Source organism: Stenotrophomonas sp. YJH_SMC_130, from assembly GCF_059369035.1.
This window is the reverse complement of the sequence record NZ_JCAFSH010000001.1, coordinates 305,748-323,806: the sequence shown is the minus strand read 5'-3', so window position 1 is coordinate 323,806 and position 18,059 is coordinate 305,748. Positions and strand designations below refer to the sequence as shown.

Genomic DNA, 18,059 nt, shown 5'->3' with positions numbered 1-18,059 from the left:
ACCGATGGGCCATGGGTTAATCCCTGGGCCCATGCATAAAAAAAGAGCCGCGGTTTCCCGCGGCTCCTTCTGGTCGCTTCACAGCCGGAGGGCTGGAATCAGACCTGCATCGCCTTGGCAACTTCGGCGGCGTAGTCTTCCACCACCTTTTCGATGCCTTCGCCGACGATCAGCAGCTTGAAGCCTGCCACGTCCGCACCAGCGGCCTTGACCACCTGCTCGACGGTGGTGTCGCCCAGCACGTAGGTCTGGCCGTACAGGGTCACGTCGCTGACGATCTTGTTGATCTTGCCGCTGATGATCTTTTCCAGGATGTCGGCCGGCTTGGCCTTGTCCTTCTCGGTCATCTTGGCCAGCTCGATTTCCTTTTCCTTTTCAACGAACTCGGCCGGAACGTCCGCAGCCTTGTTGTGCGGCGGCTTCAGCGCGGCCACGTGCATCGCCAGGCCACGGGCCAGCTCGACGTCGCCGCCGATCAGGTCGACCAGCACGCCAACCTTGCCGTTGGTGTGGACGTAGGCACCGATGTTGCCGGTGGTGTCGACCTTGACCATGCGGCGGATCTGGATGTTCTCGCCCAGGGTCTGCACGGCGGTGGCGCGGGCTTCTTCAACGGTGCGGCCGTCGGCCAGCGTGGCGGCCTTCACGGCTTCGACGTCGTTGGCGCCCGATGCCAGGGCGGCAGCGGCGACGGCGTTGACGAAGGTCTTGAAGTTGTCGTCGTTGGCGACGAAGTCGGTTTCCGAGTTGACTTCGACCAGCACGGCCTTGCCGCCGTCCTGGGCCAGGCCCAGACGGCCTTCGGCGGCCACGCGGTCAGCCTTCTTGTCGGCCTTGGCAGCGCCGGACTTGCGCATGGCTTCAGCAGCGGCGTTGATGTCGCCGTTGGCTTCGGTAAGCGCCTTCTTGCATTCCATCATGCCGGCGCCGGTGCGCTCGCGCAGTTCCTTGACCAGGGAAGCAGTGATTTCCACGGGATTACCTCACGAAAGAAAGGGGTTGGGCCGGCATGGTGGCCGGCCCGTGTGACACGGTCCTGTCACGCGCCAGGGGCTGCGTGCAGGGAGGGTGGACGCCGGGCGTCCACCCGGGGCCTGGATCAGGCCTGGGCGTCGTCGCCCTTCTTGGCAGCCTTCTTGGCCGGAGCGCGGCGGGCCGGCTTCTCTTCGCCTTCAGCAGCGGCTTCCGCGAACTCTTCCTCGCGCACCGAAGCGGCGTGCGGCGCAGCGGCCTTGCCTTCCAGCACGGCGTCGGCAGCGGCGCGGGCGTACAGCTGCACAGCGCGGATGGCGTCGTCGTTGCCCGGGATGGCGTAGTCCACCAGTTCCGGGTTGTAGTTGGTGTCGACCACGGCGATGACCGGAATGCCCAGCTTCTTGGCTTCCTTGATCGCGATGTCTTCGTGGCCGATGTCGATCACGAAGATGGCGTCCGGCAGACGGTTCATGTCCTTGATGCCGCCCAGCGAGGCTTCCAGCTTGTCGCGCTCGCGACGCAGGCCCAGCACTTCGTGCTTGACCAGCTTCTCGAAGGTGCCGTCGGTTTCACCGGCTTCCAGTTCCTTCAGGCGGGCAACCGACTGCTTGACGGTACGGAAGTTGGTCAGGGTGCCGCCCAGCCAACGCTGGTTCATGAACGGCATGCCGCAACGCTCGGCTTCTTCCTTGATGGTTTCGCGGGCGCTGCGCTTGGTGCCCAGGAACAGGACGGTGCCGCGCTTCTGGGCAACCGACGAGATGAAGTTCATCGCATCGTTGAACAGCGGGACGGTCTTTTCCAGGTTGATGATGTGGATCTTGCCGCGGGCGCCGAAGATGTACGGAGCCATCTTCGGGTTCCAGTAGCGGGTCTGGTGGCCGAAGTGGACGCCGGCTTCCAGCATCTGACGCATGGTGACCTGGGGCATTGCAATACTCCTGATATGGAACCAGCGATTCCGCCCGCGGGATAGGTATGCGGGACGCGTGGAAGCGCGATCGGTTCCGGGGTTGGGCTTCCCTGTTGCCTCCGTGGCCGAACTCCTTGCGGAGCACCCCGGCACGGATGGGGGCAGCAGGTGTGGATTCACCGGTGACGTCCGGTGTGGACGGGCTCCCGCGCACGCAGGCGGCAGGAATCCGGTCGATTATAGCCCGCTGGGGGCGTCCGCTGCAATGGCAGGGTCAGATGCGGCCAGATCGACCTCGCGGCCGTCCTGCAGGCGGGCCCGGAAGTGGCCGCCCACATAGCCATCGGGGCGGGCAGGCAGGGGCCAGCGGCGTTCATGGCCTGCGAGGATGTAGCCGGCCAGCCCGGCCACCAGCAGCGACGATTGGCCGTCGGCCGCTGTGAACCGCAGATCGTGCAGGCGGCCATGCAGCGTACTGGAATTGCTGAGTCGCAGCATGGCCTGAGGCCCATGTGCCTCGACGCGGGCCTGCAGCCGGGCCTGCAGCGCTGGCGCCGCTGGGCCGCGGAACAACGGCAGCGAGTAGCGGGGCAATCCCGGCAAGGCCGGCGCCAGTACGATCCGATAGGCCTGTTCACCCACCGATGCTGGCGGACCGCCTGGCAGCAGCCAGACGCGCTGGGTGCTGCCAGGGGCCAGGTCCAGCCGCGCGGGGCTGACCCGGATCCGGTCGCTGGGCTGCAGTCGTTCGGCGTCCAGTTGCTGCTCCCAGGCCAGCACCTGCACCTGGCCCTGCCAGCGGCCGGGCCCCGGATTGCGCAGCCATAGTTCGGCGCGGCCGCCTTCGGCGGGTAGCTGCAGGGTGGTCGGCAACAGCTCCAGCGCCGCCGAGGGCTGCGCCAGCAGCAGTCCAAGCAGGATCAGCAGCGCGCGCATCAGTAGATGAGGGTCACGGAGGGCATTGCGCTGTCGTCTGTCGCCGGTGGTGCGAGGTCGCGGACCTGGGGCGGCACCTTGGGGGCGTCACTGCGCTGGTGTGGCGCCGCGCAACGGGGAGCGCCGGCATCGTCGCTGCAGGATTCGACCACGGTCAGCCGGATCTGCAGCGTGCTGCTGCGCGGTTCGGCGCGGGCCGGCGTGCTGGCGACCAGCATCGCCCCGATCAGAAATGCGCGAACCACCTGCCACCCACCGTGCTGAAAGACTCGCTGCGCGGTATCGGCCGGATGCGCCGCAACTGTAGCGCCGAGCCCGCGCTCGGCACGGCCTTCGTCCGGTGGGTGCCGACCGTTGGTCGGTACGCAGGTCAGTAGGTGATCGTCACCGTCACCAGGTCGTTGTAGGTGCCGGCCGGGGGCTGGCCGGTGACCGGCGGTACCCGGCCGTAGATGGTCAGCTGCTGTGCGCTTCCGGTGCCGGTGCTGCTGGCCGTGTCGACCGTCAGGGTGTTGCCCCAGCGCTGGCTTCGTGCCGGATCCCGGTACAGCTCGTAGGGCAGGTAGTAGGTGCCGCTGCCGATGGTGGTGGCCATGCGCCGGGTGGTGGTGGCGGCGGGATTGTTCTGGCCGTTGTTCAGGCCGACCTGGAAGGCGGTGTTCTTCAGGCAGGTCAGGGTCAGGGTGGCGGTCTGGTCGATGTTGGCCGGGATGCCGCCGGTGACGTTGCCGAAATTCATGTTGGTGGTGACGTAGCTGCCGCACTGCGGCAGCACGTTGGCGGTGGCGGTGAAACTGAAGGCCGCGCTCGCGCTGTTGGTACCGGTGGCGCCGCCGTTGCAGGTGGCGGGAACGGTGGCGGTGCCGAGCAGGACTTCGTTCCAGGCCCAGGTCAGCACCACGCTGGCGCCGCTGAAGGTGCTGCTGTACGCGCCGGAGGCCAGGACCTGGTTGGCCGGAATCTGACCGAACAGCTGCACAGTCTGCGCACCACTGCCGCCGGTCAGCAGCGGTACGTTGTAGCTCATGGTCAGCTCCTGCGCTGGCGGCGTGCCGCGCGGGACCAGGCCAGTGACCTGGCCGAAGCTGGCGTTGTTATATAGCTGGAAATTCATCGTGTCGCCGGTGGAGGTGGCCATCGTGCGGAACGTGGAACTGCTGCCGCCGCCACTGCCTGCGCCGATGCCCACGCAGACGCGCACGCCGGTGGTGGCCAGCAGGCTCAGCGCGGCGGTGGTGCAGGTCACCGTGATGTTGAGGTTGGCCGTGCTCGGGCCGGGTGCATTGCTGTTGATGTTGCCGAACGGCAGGGTCGGATTGGCGACCGCCGTGCAGACCGCGGTGGCACCGGCCGGCGCCGCTGCCAGCAGGCCGGCCCACAGCAGCAGGACGAGCAGCAGCACCTTCATGGCGCCACCTCCGGAATGCACTGCTGCGGTGCCGGCTTCGGGCGGGCACCGGACGCCACCACCTTGGGCGGGTCCGGTACCTTCACCCGGCACGGGCCATGGCTGGTGGTGACGTACAGCACGCTGCCGGCGGCGACGTCTTCCAGATAGAGCAGGCCGTCGTAGCCGACCGTGGCCTGGCGACCGTCAGGCAGCTGCACCTCGCTGCCCACCTCCAGAGGCTGGCCGTCCATCGCCAGCAGGGTCAGGCTCAGTGACGACCGCGAACGCAGCTGGAAGGTCACGCGGGTGCCGGCGCGCTGGCGCGGCGTGACCCAGTCCTCGATGCGGTCGGCACGCATGTCTTCGGGCAGGTCCAGGGTGTCGATCGAGACCCGGTTGCGCTGCCAGGACAGCAACGGACTGACCAGCAGCAGGCCGCGATCGTCGGTGACACCGATCAGGCGGTTCTCCAGCCGTACCGGGACGCCGCCGACGCCACTGGTGCTGATCACCGCGAACGCATCGGATACCTCGCGCGTGGCGAAGGCGTGCCCGCCCATCCACACCAGGCTGCCGCTGGCACTGGCGTAGGCATGGTTGAGCCCGCCCTGGCGCGAGGCACCGAAAGAATAGCGGCCGACATCGTTGAGGATGCCGACCTCGGCCAGGCCGCCGTTGCCGTCCTCGCCGTGGCGCAGCTGCGCGCGCCAGCCGACGCCGCCGGCGCTGCCATCGCCGGGCACCGGCTGGGTCACGTCCGCGACCCAGCTCTGGCTGTCGCCGTTGCGCTGGCTGGAGAGGCTGGCCTGGCGATTGTTGCCCAGGCTGGCAGTCATCGACAGGTAGATGCTGCGGTCATCGCTGCGGTCGAGGTTCTGGTTCACTGACAGGTAGGCCGACCAGCGTTGGCTCCAGGTGCGCGACCAGAACAGGCTGGCATAGCGATTGTCGTCGCCGTCGGGGTAGCGCAGGCGCAGATAGCTGGCGCTGAGCGTGCCCAGCCGCAGCAGGTCCAGGCCGACCGTGGCCTGCTCGCTGATGCTTGGTGGCAGGTTGCCCTGCAGCGCGCCCAGGTCGCGGTAGTCGCCGTGGCTGCGCACGCTGCGCAGATTGACGTTGAAGCGACGGTTGTTCCAGCTGTAGCCCAGCGCCCATTGCCCACCCTGCAGGCCGTGGTAGTCACTGTGCGCATAGGCGGCATTGAACACGCCGGCGGCGCCGAGCAACCACCAGCCGCCAATGCCGCCCTGGGCCAGGCCGCCGCCGCCTTCGGCATGCGCCTCGCCGGTGAACGTGTCGGTGACACCGCCGCGCCAGCTGGCGCTGGCCACCGTGCGATCGTCATAGGCGAAGGAGCGCTCGCCGAAATCCCGGCGCAGGTGGCCGACGCCGACCGACCAGTCCGACAGGCCCTTGGCCAGCAGCTGCTGGGTGCCGTAGAAGCTGAAGTCCAGCGTCTGCATGCGGCCGAATGCGTCGGTCACCACCACCTGCGCGTTGCCGGTGCCGCTGATGCCGGGCTGTGCTGCGAGCTGGAAGGGACCGATCGGCACCTGCCCGCTGTACTGGCGCAGGCCATCGACATACAGCTCGACAGTGGAGGGCACCACGGCCTGGCCGAGGAAACTCGGCGTGGGCGTCAGCACGCGGTAGGGCTGCAGGCCATAGTTGCGGCCGATCTGCAGGCCACCCAGGCGCACGGGGCGGGTCCAGTCGACGAACCCGCTGTAGAAATCGCCGATCTCCAGGGTCGTTGCGCTATCGGGGAAATCCAGGCTCCAGCGCGTGTCCAGGCGCACGCTCTCGCCGCGCCAATGGCGGTCGCCGGGTTGCTGGTAGCGGCGGCTGATGGCGGTGTTCTCGAAAGTGCCATTGCCGACGCCGAATACGCGCAGCTCCGAGCTCAGGCTGAGGTTGCCGAGCGTGTCCACCCGGCTGCCGTAGACGTTGTAGTTGAGCAGCACGCCGGGCGAGGCGCTGCTGGTGGGGGCGCGCGTCTGCGGGCGGCTGAGCACGGTGGTCGGCAGTGTCAGCTGGTCCAGCGGCACGTCCAGCGCCAGGGTCTGCATGTGGGCGTCGTAGCGCACCACCGCACCGCTGATCTGGTCCAGGTAGACCGGTGCATCGCCGCTGGCGTTGAAGCCGAGCTGGCGCAGCACTTCGGGGCTGGCCTGCAGCCGGCCACGGTTCTCGGTGAACGGCAGCAGGCCGCGCGGCGTGCTGTTGAGCGACACATCCAGGTACAGCGTCTGGCTGGCGGTCAGTGGGGTGGGGGCGGGCAGGATCGCATCGGCCGACACGCCGGATACATCAGCCGCCGTGGCCACGCCGGACACATCGGCGGCCTCGGTCGCCGCGGGAGCCAGGGCAGCCAGCAACGCGCCCATCAACGCCTCAGCGAGCCGGTGGGGGCGACAGTGGCGTCTGTTCCGACTCGCCATTGAGCTTGGCCGTGATCTGGTCGTTGTCGCGGTCGATCGCCGTGCGTTCGATCGGCCAGCGCATCACCTGACCGGGCAGTACGTAGCCCAGCAGTCCAGGATGGACGATGCGTGGGCGCGTGGCGCTGCCCAGCGCGAGATCGGCGATCTGAGCGTAACTGTTGCCCGAATTGGCTACTTCGACGCCGTTGCGGCCGTCCGCCAGCTTTACCAGCCGGGCCTGCAGCTGCGGCGCCAGCGTGCCGGCCGAGGGCTGCACGAACACCGGGATCGAATAGCGCAGGACGAACTGCATGCCACCCGCGCGGATGGCCAGGTCGGGCACCTCGTCAACGATCAGGCGGTAATGTTGCTGTGCCGCTGGCGGTTCCTTGTCCGCACGCATGACCCGCACCAGCTGCTGCTGTCCGGCGGCCAGTTCCTGCATTGGCGGAGTGGCCATCAACGCATCGGTGGGCAGCAGCTGTTCCTGGCCGTCCTGCTGCACCCAGCGGAACACGCGTACCTGCAGCTTCACCGGTGAGGTGCCGCTGTTGGTCAGCCACAATTCGCCGGCACGCTGGCGGGCTTCCAGCTGCAGGCTGGTCGGGGCCACCTGCAGGCTGGTGGCGCCGGCGGCCGCGATGGCAAGCAGGTACAGGGCGAGCAGCGCCACGCCGGTGGCGCGCCACGGGCGGGATCCGGCCATGCGGGCGTGCTCCATCAATAGGTGATCGTGGCGGTAACCGTATCCAGGTAGCTACCGGCGGCCGGGTTGTTGGTGCTCAGGTTCAGGATCTGGCCGTAGACGATGTAGGGCACGGCCAGGCCTGTGCCGATGCCGGCCTGGGTGTTGGTGCCGGTTGTGGCACCCCAGACCAGGGTGTGTGCGGCATCCTGGTAGAGCTGGTAGCCGACATAGTTGTTGGCGGTCACCGCGGCGTTGGTGTTCTTCATCCGGCGGGTGGTGACGTCGTTGGCGGTGCCGGCATTGGCGCCCGCATTCAGCGAAATCGTGTACGGGGTCAGTGCCGAGCACTGCGCGGTCACCGTGCCCTGGCCCAGGGTGGGCGTGGCGGTGGTCGAGGCCGCGGTGCCGAAGTCCACGTTGGTGGCCGCCGCCGCGGTGATGGTGCAGGCCTTGGTGACCACCAGGGTGACATTGAAGGTGGTGGTATCGGCGGCCAGTGCCGGGCTGGACAGCAGGAACCCGGCCACGGCCCATGCCAGCGGGGATCGAACTGGGGATCGCATGAACAACCTCCCTGACCCGAAGGTCCGTTGAACAAGGCGAAGACGGCACGTTCGGTGCCGCTTTGACGACGGTGGATCCAGCTTAGGAGGCGTAAGTGTCTGTAATCCGTGATAATTAGGCAGACGAAAGAGCGGAGACCATCACGCTTTCACTTTCCTTGCCGGAACCGTGCATGACCCGGATCGGCAGTTGGGTGGCGTTCGTTCAGATTGCGGCCGGATCGGCGATAATGGGTGCCATGAGCGTGAATCTGAAAACCCCGCAGGAAATCGAGATGATGCGCATCGCCGGCCGCCTGGCCAGCGAAGTGCTCGACATCGTCACCCCCCACGTCAAGCCCGGTGTCACCACCGAGGAACTGGACCGCATCTGCCACGACCACATCGTGAACGTGCAGGGCGCGATTCCGGCCAACGTCGGCTACCGCGGCTTCCCGAAGACCGTGTGCACCTCGGTCAATAACGTCATCTGCCATGGCATCCCCAGCGAAGGGAAGGTGCTCAAGGATGGCGACATCATCAACATCGACGTCACCGTCATCAAGGATGGCTGGCACGGCGACACCAGCCGCATGTACTTCGTCGGCACCCCGTCGGTGATGGCCCGCCGCCTGGTGGAAACCACCTACGAAGCCATGTGGCGCGGCATCCGCGCGGTGCGCCCGGGCGCCACCCTGGGCGACATCGGCCATGCCATCCAGAGCTATGCCGAAGGCGAGCGTTTCAGCGTGGTGCGCGAGTACTGCGGCCACGGCATCGGCAAGGTCTACCACGATGAGCCGCAGGTGGTGCATTACGGCCGCCCGGGCCAGGGCCTGGTGCTGCAGCCGGGCATGACCTTCACCATCGAACCGATGATCAACGAGGGCACCCGCTACAACAAGGTGCTGCCGGATGGCTGGACCGTGGTGACCAAGGACCGCAAGCTGTCGGCGCAGTGGGAGCACATGGTCGCGGTCACCGAGACCGGCGTCGACGTGCTGACGCTGTCGCCGGGCGAGTCGCAGGTTTCCTGACGATGCTGCCGGCGAGTTCGCTGCTGGACACGCCGGCCGCGTCGCTCAACGACCCGGACTGGGCTGCTGCCGCGCGCCAGGCGCTGCAGCAGGCCGACGCGCGCCTGTATCGCCGCTTCGACCAGGGCGACAACATTGAGCGCCTGCTGGCGCTGCGGGCGCGCGCGGCCGACCATCTGATCCGCCTGGCCTGGCAGCGTTGCCTGCCGGCCGACAGCGGCCTGTCGCTGTTCGCGGTCGGTGGCTATGGCCGGGGTGAACTGTTTCCGCGTTCGGACATCGACCTGCTGGTGTTCGGCGACCCGCCCGCACAACGGGCGCATGAAGCGGCATTGGCACGCCTGTTCGCGCTGCTGTGGGACTGCGGATTGGCGGTCAGCCATGCGGTGCGTTCTGCATTGCAGTGCCGCGAGGCGGCGGCTGACCAGACCGTGCTGACCGCGCTGATCGAGGCGCGTCCGATCCTGGCTGATGATGCAGCGCGCCGTGCGCTGCGCGAGGCCATCGACGACCGCGAGCTGTGGCCGGCGCGTGCCTTCTTCCTGGCCAAGCTGGAAGAGCTGCGCAACCGCCACCAGCGCTTCGGCGACACTGCCGACAACCTGGAACCGGATCTCAAGGATGGTCCCGGCGGCCTGCGCGATCTCAACACGCTGGGCTGGATGGCGCTGCGCGCCTTCGGCGTACGCGACCTGGAAGCGCTGGTCGGCCTGGGCCACCTGGGCGCCGACGAAGCGGCTGCGCTGAAGCGCGAGCGTGCGGTGCTGGCGCGGCTGCGCTTCGGCCTGCACCTGGTCGCGCGCCGCCCGGAAGAACGGTTGCGCTTCGATTACCAGAAGACCCTGGCCGCGCGCCTGGGCTTCGAAGACGATGCCGAGAATCTCGGTGTCGAGAAAATGATGCAGGGCTTCTACCGCGCCGCACTGGTGGTGCGCCGGATCAGCGACCGCCTGCTGCAGCGCTTCGAGGAGCAGTTCGATGGCGAGGCCCAGCCGGAACCGCTGACCGTAGGCTTCTCCCTGCGCCGCGGCTACCTGGCCGCGAACGAGGCCGACTGGCCGCGCGGTGACATCGGCCAGGTGTTCGCCCTGTTTTCCAGCTGGGCCAACAATCCACAGGTGCGAGGCCTGCATTCGCTGACTGCGCGCGCGCTGGCCGAAGCACTGCCGTTGTTGCCGGCCTACGACCAGGCCGATGCCGATGCACGCGAGCAGTTCCTGTCCCTGCTGCGCGGCCAGCGCCCGGTCGACACGCTTTCGCGCATGGCGCGGCTGGGCGTGCTTGGCCAGTGGATCCCCGCGTTTGCCCAGGTCAGCGGGCGCATGCAGTTCGACCTGTTCCATGTCTATACGGTCGACCAGCACACGCTGATGGTCCTGCGCAACATCGGCCTGTTCGCCAGCAGCCGTGCCGACGAGCGCTTCTCGATCGCGCACGAAGTGTGGCCCCGCCTGCGCAAGCCGGAACTGCTGCTGCTGGCCGGCCTGTTCCATGACATCGCCAAGGGCCGCGGCGGCGACCACTCGGAGCTGGGTGCGGTGGACGCGCGTGCGTTCTGCCAGGCGCATGCGCTCAGTGGCACCGATACCGAGCTGGTGGCATGGCTGGTCGAACAGCATCTGCGCATGTCGGTGACCGCGCAGAAGCAGGACATCGCCGATCCGGTGGTGATCCATCGCTTCGCCACCCTGGTCGGCAGCCGCGACCGCCTGGACTACCTGTACCTGCTGACCTGTGCCGACATCGCCGGCACCAGCCCGAAGCTGTGGAATGCCTGGAAGGACCGCCTGCTGGCCGACCTGTACTTCGCCACCCGGCGCGCGCTGCGCGAGGGGCTGGAGCATCCGGTACCGGCCGCCGAACGCGTGGCCGAGGCACGTGACAGCGTGCGCGCACTGGTGCGCGAGCAGGGTTACGACGACGCCACCATCGATCGCCAGTTCGCGGTGATGCCGGATGAGGGCTTCATTCGTCTGCGCCCCGAGCAGCTGGCCTGGCAGGCAGCCGCGCTGGTACCGGTGAAGCAGGGCCAGGCGCTGGTGAAGGTGCGCCGGATCAGTGTGGATGACCCGGCGCTGGAAGTGTTCGTGCACTCGCCCGACCGCGACGGCCTGTTCGCCGCGATCGTGATGACCCTGGACCGCAAGGGCTATGGCATTCACCGCGCACGCGTGCTGGACGGTCCGGCCGATACCATCTTCGATACCTTCGAAGTGAACCCGGCCGACACGTTTGCCGATGGCAGCAGCGCCAACCTGGAGGCGGCGCTGCGCGAGGCACTCAGTGGTGACCTGTCGCGCCTGCGGCCGTCGCGCCGTGTGGTACCTCGGCAACTGCGGCACTTCCGCTTCGCCCCGCGCATCGAGTTCCGCGATGAACCGGGCGCAACCCGTTTTGCCCTGGTCGCTCCCGACCGTCCCGGCCTGCTGGCCGATGTGGCGTTCGTGCTGCGCAACCAGGGCCTGCGCGTGCATGATGCGCGCATTGCCACGTTCGGCGAGCGCGCCGAAGACACCTTCGTGATCAGTGACGAACACGACCTCCCCCTGACTGAACCTGCCCGGCAGCAGCTGCATGACGCAATGCTGGCCTGCCTGGACCCTGATCGAAACGCCGGAGACCCCGCCTGATGGCCACCAAGCCCGCCAAGAAGACCGCCGCGACCCCGAAGAGCGCAGCGGCCCGGAAACCTGCTGCAGCCGCACCGGCCGCAAAGAAGGCCACTGCGCCGAAGAAGGCCGCTGCGGTGAAGGCCCCGGCGAAGAAAACGGCTGCGGTCAAGCGTGCTGTGAAGAAGCCGGCCCCGGCCAAGAGCGCCGAAGCCGTCCGCGCCGAAACCATCGCCCGCAAGTCGCTGCGCAAGCCGTCGGCACCCGGCGTGGAAGAACTCAGGTTCGGCATCGAGAGCGCCTTCGAGCGCCGCGCCACCTTGACCCTGCATGAGCTGGAAGGCTCGACCAGGCCGCTGGTCAACCGCGTGATCGACGGTCTCGAGAGCGGTGAATTCCGCGTCGCCGAGCCGGACGGCCAGGGCGGCTGGAAGGTCAACGAGTGGCTGAAGAAGGCCGTGCTGCTGTATTTCCGCGTCAACGACATGGCGGTGGTCGATGCACGACCGGCACCGTTCTGGGACAAGGTCGAATCGCGCTTCGCCGGCTATGACGAAGCGAAGTTCCGCCGTGGCGGCGTGCGCGTGGTGCCCGGTGCGATCGCCCGCCGCGGCACGTACTTCGGCAAGGACGTAGTGTTGATGCCGAGCTTCACCAACATCGGCGCCTACGTCGGCGAAGGCACCATGGTCGACACCTGGGCCACCGTCGGTTCCTGCGCGCAGATCGGCCAGCACTGCCACCTGTCCGGCGGCGCCGGCATCGGCGGCGTACTGGAGCCGCTGCAGGCCAGCCCGACCATCATCGAGGACCACTGTTTCATCGGTGCGCGTTCGGAAGTGGTGGAAGGCGTGGTGGTCGGCCACCACAGCGTGATCGGCATGGGCGTGTTCCTCAGCCAGAGCACCCGCATCTACAACCGCGCCACCGGCGAGATCAGCTACGGCTACATCCCGCCGTACAGCGTGGTGGTGTCCGGCTCGCTGCCGAGCAAGGACGGCACCCACTCGCTGTACTGCGCGGTGATCGTCAAGCAGGTTGATGCCAAGACCCGCAGCAAGACCAGCGTCAACGACCTGCTGCGCGGCCTGGCCGACTGAAGGTGAGTGCGCCGGAGGACCTGGCGCAGTCCGCGATCTACCTGCATCCGTCCGACAACGCGCTCGGACGGATGCTGCCGCGCCTGCTGCACGCTCCGCGCTGGACCCGGTTGCGCCGGGCACTGTCGCGGCGCTGGCCGATGCCGGTGCTGGCCAGCGACGTGCGCGACGTGATCTACGCGAGCTGGTGGGTCGATGTGCGCCATGCCCCGCCAGTGCCACCTGGCCATCACTACGTGGTCCATGCTGGACGCACGCCTTACACCGTTCTCAGCTATCGCCATGGCCATTTCGGGCCGGTGCTGGCGGGACCGTTGCGCTGCTTGATGCCGTCGCCAAGGCAGAGCAACTGGCGCTGGTACCTGCGCCGTGACGATGATCCAGGCGGGGCCCCGGTGGTGCTGTTCGATCGCAACGTGATGGACCAGCTGGCCTTCGTCGCCGGCGCGCGCGCTTTCAGCGATGCCATGCAGCCCCACCTGTCCACGCGCTTCGAGCATGTGGTGCGCGCCGATGGCGATGGGCACACCCTGATCGAAGGCGGGCAGGGCAGTGCGCCTGCCCTGCACCTGCAGTGGCGGGCCGCTGCGGGCTGGGAGGACGGGGCGTGGCGGGGGGCCTTCGGTGGCCATCAGGCCCTGCTGCGCTTCCTGACCTGCCAGGATGAGGCCGTTGCGCGCACCTGTGACCGGCGCTGGGCCAGCACCCGCATCGCGCTGCCGGTGGATGTCGACAGCCTGCAGCCGCTGCAGCTGGAAGGCGAACTGCAGTGCCCGCGCCTGCAGGCGATGGACGTGGCGCTGCACGAGGGGATGGCCTTCCGGCTGCCAAGGGTACCGTTCCGGGTCGTGTCCGAGCGCCTGTTGTGAGATTCTGGGCCTCTGTTTTCCAGCATCACAGATGGCCATGAGCACCACTGTCTACGGTTTGAAGAACTGCGATACCTGCAAGAAGGCGACCAAGTGGCTGGACCGCTTCGGCGTGCCGTACACCTTCGTTGACTACCGCGACAACAAGCCCAGCCCGGAAACACTGCTGGCGTGGGCTGAGCAGCTGGGTGGCCTGGCCGCGATGGTCAACAGGTCCTCCACCACCTGGCGGCAGCTGCCGGACAACCGCAAGGCCGCCGATTCCGAGGCCGAATGGAAGCTGCTGCTGCGCGAGTACCCGCAGCTGATCAAGCGCCCGCTGGTGGTCACCGCCGACGGCACGGTCAGCCAGGGTTTCAGTGACAATGGCTTCAAGGCCCGCTTCGGCGTGGGTGACGCGTGAGCGCGGTCCTCGACCTGACCTGCGAGCTGATCGCACGGCCCTCGGTGACGCCCGATGATGCCGGCTGCCAGGCACTGCTGGCGGCACGCTTGAAGCAGGCCGGGTTCCAGTGCGATCACCTGCGGCTGGGCGAGGTCGACAACCTGTGGGCGACCCATGGCCAGGGCGCGCCGGTACTGGTGTTGCTGGGCCATACCGATGTGGTGCCGACGGGGCCGCGCGAGGCCTGGACCAGCGATCCTTTCACGCCGACGATCCGTGATGGCGTGCTGTATGGTCGCGGCACCGCCGACATGAAGGGCAGCGTGGCGGCGTTCGTGGTGGCGGCCGAGCAGTTCGTTGCCGCGCATCCCGATCACCCCGGCACGCTGGCGGTGCTGCTGACCAGCGACGAGGAGGGCGATGCCATCGATGGCGTGCGCCACGTCGCACGGCTGTTCGCCGAGCGCGGCCAACGCATCGACTGGTGCATCACCGGCGAGCCGTCGTCGACCGCGACGCTCGGTGACCTGCTGCGCGTGGGTCGTCGTGGCAGCCTGTCGGCCAAGCTGCGGGTGCAGGGCGTACAGGGCCATGTGGCGTACCCGGAGAAGGCACACAACCCGATCCACCAGGCGGCGCCCGCCCTGGCCGAGTTGAGCGCACGGCGCTGGGATGACGGCTACGAGAGTTTCCCGCCGACCAGCCTGCAGGTCTCCAACATCCATGCCGGTACGGGCGCCAACAATGTGATTCCCGGCGAGCTCGAAGTGGATTTCAACATCCGCTACAACCCGCACTGGGATGCGCCGAAACTGGAAGCGGAGATCACCGCGCTGCTGGATCGGCATGCCCTGCAGTACACGCTGAAGTGGCATCGCAGCGGCGAACCGTTCTACACCCCGGAAGGCACCCTGCGCGCCACTGCGCGTGCGGTGCTGGCCGAGCACATCGGCCGTGCACCGGAGGAAAGCACTGGCGGCGGCACGTCCGATGCCCGCTTCATCGCGCCATTGGGCGCGCAGTGCATCGAAGTGGGGCCGGTCAACGCCAGCATCCATCAGGTGGACGAGAACGTGCGCGTGGACGAACTGGAAGCACTGCCCGGGCTGTACCAGAACCTGGTGGAACGGCTGCTGGTGTGAGGACGGTGGGGTGAGAATGGTGGGTGCCGACCGTTGGTCGGCACGCATCCCGCCGGGGCTGCATCCCTGTAGAGCCGAGCCATGCTCGGCTGGTTTTGCCCGGCAGAAGCAGCCGAGCATGGCTCGGCTCTACTATTCCGAAAAGAGGAAGAACGGCGGCTCGACCGCCTTCTTCCAGTAACTCGGCGCGGCCATGTAGAAGTCCTGCGCTTCGGCCCCGGCGAACCAGAGCGCCGCTGCGTCGGTGTCCTTCTCCACGCCCGGCGCACCGCGGCCCAGCAGCAGCCCGGCGAAGTACTGGCCGAACACATTGCCCTTCGCACCGGCGCGCTGGTACAGCTGCAGCGCACGCGCAGGATCGCGTGGCAGGCCTACGCCCTTTTCCAGCAGCGCGCCCAGATCGACCTGTGCGTCGGCATCGCCACGTCGGCGCGACGCTGGATCTGCGCAACCCGTGGATGCACGGTGTCACCCTGTGCGGCGACCGCATCCGGCCGTCGTGACGATGAACCCGGATAGCGCTCGTAGATCATTCCGCGCAGGTCCCAGCGCAGTGCCTGTTGCGCGTCGCCTTGCTGGCGATAGGCCTTGGCGAGTTCGTGGAACGCATAGGGATTGCCGTGGTCGGCGGCCGCCAGATAGGCACGTTCACCGCATCGCCAGGACGCGCGCAGCACCGGTGCCGGGTTGATGTGGGGGCTGTCGGCATGGCGCAGCGTGCCGGAGATCCAGATCCTGCCCAGTGCTTCTTCCGCCCTGGTGTTGTGGAGGGTCGAGGGCGTGACCGCTGCGGCGCGCTCGTAGTAGTCGATGGCGCGCGGATCGTTGAAGTGTTCGAAGGTCTGCGCGGTATCAAAGGCACCCTCGAAGCTGCCGTCGGTGCCGCGTTGTTCCAGGCCCCGCAGCTGAGCCGGCGGCAGGGGCGACGGCCGGAGCAGGGTCTGGCAGGCGGCCAGGCCCAGACAGGGCAGGGCGGCCAGCGCGGCGCTGCGTCCAGTGCGGTGTTGCATTTCCATTACACGTTTCACGGCGGGCCATTATGCGCGCCGGGGAGTGGTTGCCAACGCAACGGTTGCGCCGTGCCGGAAACCGGGGTAGGGTCGATGCCATGTCGATCCGCCTGGCCACCGCCGTCAATAACAACAACCGCAATAATCTGCGCGCGAATAATCGTGCGCGGCCGATGCGGGACTGCGCCCTGGGTAGATAGACAGCAACACACGCCCGGACACCAGAAAACCCGCATCGGTCGATGCGGGTTTTTTTGTGCCCGGGCGCAGCCCCACCCGGGCCTGGATGGCCGGTCGAACACCCTCCCACCCGTGAAATTCCCCCAACAGGAGCTCCCCCATGTGTTCGATCTTCGGAATCTTCGGCCTGCAGGCCGGTGACGATCTTCCGGCCCTGCGCCGCCATGCGCTGGAACTGTCGCAGCGCCAGCGCCACCGCGGCCCGGACTGGAGCGGCGTGTATCTTGACGAAGGTGCGCTGCTGGTCCACGAGCGGCTGGCCATCGTCGACCCGGCCGGCGGCTCGCAACCGCTGCTGTCGGCCGACGGCCAGCTGGCGCTGGCGGTCAACGGCGAGATCTACAACCACCAGCAACTGAAGGCCGCACTGACCACCGCCTATGACTTCCAGACCGGTTCGGACTGTGAAGTGATCAATGCGCTGTACCGCCAGGGCGCTTCGCCGGCGCAGTGGCTGGAGCAGCTCAATGGCATCTTCGCGTTCGCGCTGTGGGACCGTGGTGCCGGTCGTGTGCTGGTGGCGCGTGACCCGGTCGGCGTGGTGCCGCTGTACTGGGGCCACGATGCCCAGGGACGTCTGCGAGTGGCCTCGGAAATGAAGGCACTGGTCGATACCTGTGCCGACGTCGCCCAGTTCCCGCCGGGCCATTATTTCGACAGTGCCAGCGGTGAGCTGGTGCGCTACTACCAGCAGCCGTGGCGCGACTACGCTGACGTGCAGGGTCGCCAGGCCGATCTGGCTGAACTGCGCCAGGCCTTCGAGCATGCGGTGGAGCGCCAGCTGATGAGCGATGTGCCGTACGGCGTGCTGCTGTCCGGTGGCCTTGACTCGTCGCTGGTGGCGGCGGTGGCCGCGCGCTATGCACGTCGTCGCATCGAGGATGGGGGACAGACCGAAGCCTGGTGGCCGCGCCTGCACTCGTTCGCGATCGGCTTGAAGGGCTCGCCCGATCTGGCCGCCGCAGCGATCGCCGCCGAAGCGCTGGGCACCGTGCATCACGGTTTCGAGTACACGTTCGAGGAGGGCCTTGATGCACTGCCGGAAGTGATCCGCCATATCGAAACCTATGACGTCACCACCATCCGCGCATCGACGCCGATGTTCCTGCTGGCACGGCGGATCAAGGCAATGGGGGTGAAGATGGTGCTTTCCGGCGAGGGCAGCGACGAGATCTTTGGTGGCTACCTGTATTTCCACAAGGCGCCGGATGCGCGTGAATTCCACGACGAACTGGTACGCAAGCTCGACGCGCTGCACAACTACGACTGCCTGCGCGCCAACAAGTCGATGATGGCCTGGGGCGTGGAGCCGCGTGTGCCGTTCCTGGATCGCGAATTTCTCGATGTGGCGATGCGCTTCGACGCCGCGCACAAGATGGTCGGTGCGGGCTTTGGTGGCCGCCGCATCGAGAAGGCGGTGCTGCGCGAGGCGTTCGAAGGCTACCTGCCGGACAGCATCCTGTGGCGGCAGAAGGAGCAGTTCAGCGATGGCGTTGGCTATGGCTGGATCGACGGGCTGAAGGCGCATGCCGAAGCTCAGGTGAGCGACCGTGTGCTGGCAGCGGCCGACAAGCGCTTCCCGCACAACCCGCCGCAGACCAAGGAGGCCTACTACTACCGTCATCTGTTCGAGCAGTTCTTCCCGAGCCGTGCGGCCGCCGAGACCGTGCCGGGTGGCAAGTCCATCGCCTGCTCGTCGCCGGCGGCGATCGCTTGGGATGCCAGCTTCGCCGCAGCTGCAGATCCGTCGGGGCGCGCGATCGCTGGCGTGCACGAGCAGGCACTGGCGTAAGCCCCGAA

At 67.6% G+C, this 18,059-nt stretch carries 15 protein-coding genes and 1 pseudogene; 7 read left to right on the top strand and 9 right to left on the bottom strand.

Annotation, left to right across the window (positions count from 1 at the left end; genetic code table 11):
- Positions 1–98: 98 nt before the first annotated feature.
- The 8 genes from tsf to AC5P5V_RS01575 all read right to left on the bottom strand — a co-directional run bounded on the left by tsf (position 99) and on the right by AC5P5V_RS01575 (position 7,888).
- The gene (tsf, locus tag AC5P5V_RS01610) at positions 99–974 is read right to left on the bottom strand and encodes a translation elongation factor Ts (RefSeq protein ID WP_061480182.1); all 876 of its coding nucleotides are present in this window, start codon (positions 972–974) and stop codon (positions 99–101) included.
- Between the two features lie 125 nt (positions 975–1,099).
- The gene (gene rpsB / locus AC5P5V_RS01605) at positions 1,100–1,906 is read right to left on the bottom strand and encodes a 30S ribosomal protein S2 (RefSeq protein ID WP_005408748.1); all 807 of its coding nucleotides are present in this window, start codon (positions 1,904–1,906) and stop codon (positions 1,100–1,102) included.
- Positions 1,907–2,125: 219 nt separating this feature from the next.
- The gene (locus AC5P5V_RS01600; protein WP_231352627.1) at positions 2,126–2,824 is read right to left on the bottom strand and encodes a fimbrial biogenesis chaperone; all 699 of its coding nucleotides are present in this window, start codon (positions 2,822–2,824) and stop codon (positions 2,126–2,128) included.
- On the bottom strand, positions 2,824–3,042 hold the full coding sequence (locus AC5P5V_RS01595) for a hypothetical protein (protein ID WP_061480195.1): 219 nt from the start codon (positions 3,040–3,042) through the stop codon (positions 2,824–2,826). The genes AC5P5V_RS01600 and AC5P5V_RS01595 overlap by 1 nt, the downstream gene beginning before the upstream one ends.
- A gap of 152 nt (positions 3,043–3,194) precedes the next feature.
- Positions 3,195–4,232 carry a Csu type fimbrial protein gene (locus AC5P5V_RS01590; protein WP_134968332.1) on the bottom strand — a complete coding sequence of 346 codons (1,038 nt, stop codon included), beginning with the start codon at positions 4,230–4,232 and terminating at the stop codon, positions 3,195–3,197.
- Complete coding sequence (locus tag AC5P5V_RS01585; protein WP_231352629.1) at positions 4,229–6,601, bottom strand: fimbria/pilus outer membrane usher protein; 2,373 nt, start codon at positions 6,599–6,601, stop codon at positions 4,229–4,231. The genes AC5P5V_RS01590 and AC5P5V_RS01585 overlap by 4 nt, the downstream gene beginning before the upstream one ends.
- Positions 6,602–6,608: 7 nt before the next feature.
- Positions 6,609–7,358: a fimbrial biogenesis chaperone gene (locus tag AC5P5V_RS01580; RefSeq protein ID WP_072166808.1), complete on the bottom strand. Its 750-nt coding sequence runs from the start codon at positions 7,356–7,358 to the stop codon at positions 6,609–6,611.
- Positions 7,358–7,888, bottom strand: coding sequence for a Csu type fimbrial protein (locus AC5P5V_RS01575; RefSeq protein ID WP_061480187.1), 531 nt, complete (start codon positions 7,886–7,888; stop codon positions 7,358–7,360). Before AC5P5V_RS01575 ends, AC5P5V_RS01580 begins: the two co-directional genes overlap by 1 nt.
- Positions 7,889–8,118: 230 nt before the next feature.
- Between AC5P5V_RS01575 and map the strand changes: the two genes are divergently transcribed.
- The 6 genes from map to dapE are packed head-to-tail and all read left to right on the top strand — an operon-like array spanning position 8,119 to position 15,009.
- On the top strand, positions 8,119–8,904 hold the full coding sequence (gene map / locus AC5P5V_RS01570) for a type I methionyl aminopeptidase (protein WP_032955117.1): 786 nt from the start codon (positions 8,119–8,121) through the stop codon (positions 8,902–8,904).
- A 20-nt stretch (positions 8,905–8,924) separates the two neighbouring features.
- Positions 8,925–11,534: a [protein-PII] uridylyltransferase gene (locus AC5P5V_RS01565; protein WP_456043964.1), complete on the top strand. Its 2,610-nt coding sequence runs from the start codon at positions 8,925–8,927 to the stop codon at positions 11,532–11,534.
- Entirely contained in the window at positions 11,534–12,613 is a 1,080-nt protein-coding gene (gene dapD, locus AC5P5V_RS01560; RefSeq protein ID WP_061480189.1) for a 2,3,4,5-tetrahydropyridine-2,6-dicarboxylate N-succinyltransferase, read from the top strand. Before AC5P5V_RS01565 ends, dapD begins: the two co-directional genes overlap by 1 nt.
- A gap of 2 nt (positions 12,614–12,615) precedes the next feature.
- The gene (locus AC5P5V_RS01555) at positions 12,616–13,482 is read left to right on the top strand and encodes a hypothetical protein (RefSeq protein WP_231352631.1); all 867 of its coding nucleotides are present in this window, start codon (positions 12,616–12,618) and stop codon (positions 13,480–13,482) included.
- Positions 13,483–13,513: 31 nt separating this feature from the next.
- Positions 13,514–13,885 carry an arsenate reductase gene (locus AC5P5V_RS01550; RefSeq protein WP_172412123.1) on the top strand — a complete coding sequence of 124 codons (372 nt, stop codon included), beginning with the start codon at positions 13,514–13,516 and terminating at the stop codon, positions 13,883–13,885.
- Entirely contained in the window at positions 13,882–15,009 is a 1,128-nt protein-coding gene (gene dapE, locus AC5P5V_RS01545; protein WP_134968656.1) for a succinyl-diaminopimelate desuccinylase, read from the top strand. Before AC5P5V_RS01550 ends, dapE begins: the two co-directional genes overlap by 4 nt.
- A 132-nt stretch (positions 15,010–15,141) precedes the next feature.
- Here dapE and AC5P5V_RS01540 read toward each other — a convergent pair.
- Positions 15,142–16,019, bottom strand: a pseudogene (locus tag AC5P5V_RS01540) (tetratricopeptide repeat protein).
- A 340-nt stretch (positions 16,020–16,359) separates the two neighbouring features.
- Here AC5P5V_RS01540 and asnB point away from each other — a divergent pair.
- Positions 16,360–18,051, top strand: coding sequence for an asparagine synthase B (asnB, locus tag AC5P5V_RS01535; RefSeq protein ID WP_072166802.1), 1,692 nt, complete (start codon positions 16,360–16,362; stop codon positions 18,049–18,051).
- Positions 18,052–18,059 lie beyond the last annotated feature (8 nt).

What these genes read in the sequence shown, in the direction of transcription:
- rpsB (WP_005408748.1), bottom strand. Translation starts at nt 1,906, where the DNA reads ATGCCCCAGGTCACCATGCGTCAGATGCTGGAAGCCGGCGTCCACTTC.
- AC5P5V_RS01600 (WP_231352627.1), bottom strand. Translation starts at nt 2,824, where the DNA reads ATGCGCGCGCTGCTGATCCTGCTTGGACTGCTGCTGGCGCAGCCCTCG.
- AC5P5V_RS01595 (WP_061480195.1), bottom strand. Translation starts at nt 3,042, where the DNA reads ATGCTGGTCGCCAGCACGCCGGCCCGCGCCGAACCGCGCAGCAGCACG.
- AC5P5V_RS01590 (WP_134968332.1), bottom strand. Translation starts at nt 4,232, where the DNA reads ATGAAGGTGCTGCTGCTCGTCCTGCTGCTGTGGGCCGGCCTGCTGGCA.
- AC5P5V_RS01585 (WP_231352629.1), bottom strand. Translation starts at nt 6,601, where the DNA reads ATGGGCGCGTTGCTGGCTGCCCTGGCTCCCGCGGCGACCGAGGCCGCC.
- AC5P5V_RS01580 (WP_072166808.1), bottom strand. Translation starts at nt 7,358, where the DNA reads ATGGAGCACGCCCGCATGGCCGGATCCCGCCCGTGGCGCGCCACCGGC.
- AC5P5V_RS01575 (WP_061480187.1), bottom strand. Translation starts at nt 7,888, where the DNA reads ATGCGATCCCCAGTTCGATCCCCGCTGGCATGGGCCGTGGCCGGGTTC.
- map (WP_032955117.1), top strand. Translation starts at nt 8,119, where the DNA reads ATGGGTGCCATGAGCGTGAATCTGAAAACCCCGCAGGAAATCGAGATG.
- dapD (WP_061480189.1), top strand. Translation starts at nt 11,534, where the DNA reads ATGGCCACCAAGCCCGCCAAGAAGACCGCCGCGACCCCGAAGAGCGCA.
- AC5P5V_RS01550 (WP_172412123.1), top strand. Translation starts at nt 13,514, where the DNA reads ATGGCCATGAGCACCACTGTCTACGGTTTGAAGAACTGCGATACCTGC.
- asnB (WP_072166802.1), top strand. Translation starts at nt 16,360, where the DNA reads ATGTGTTCGATCTTCGGAATCTTCGGCCTGCAGGCCGGTGACGATCTT.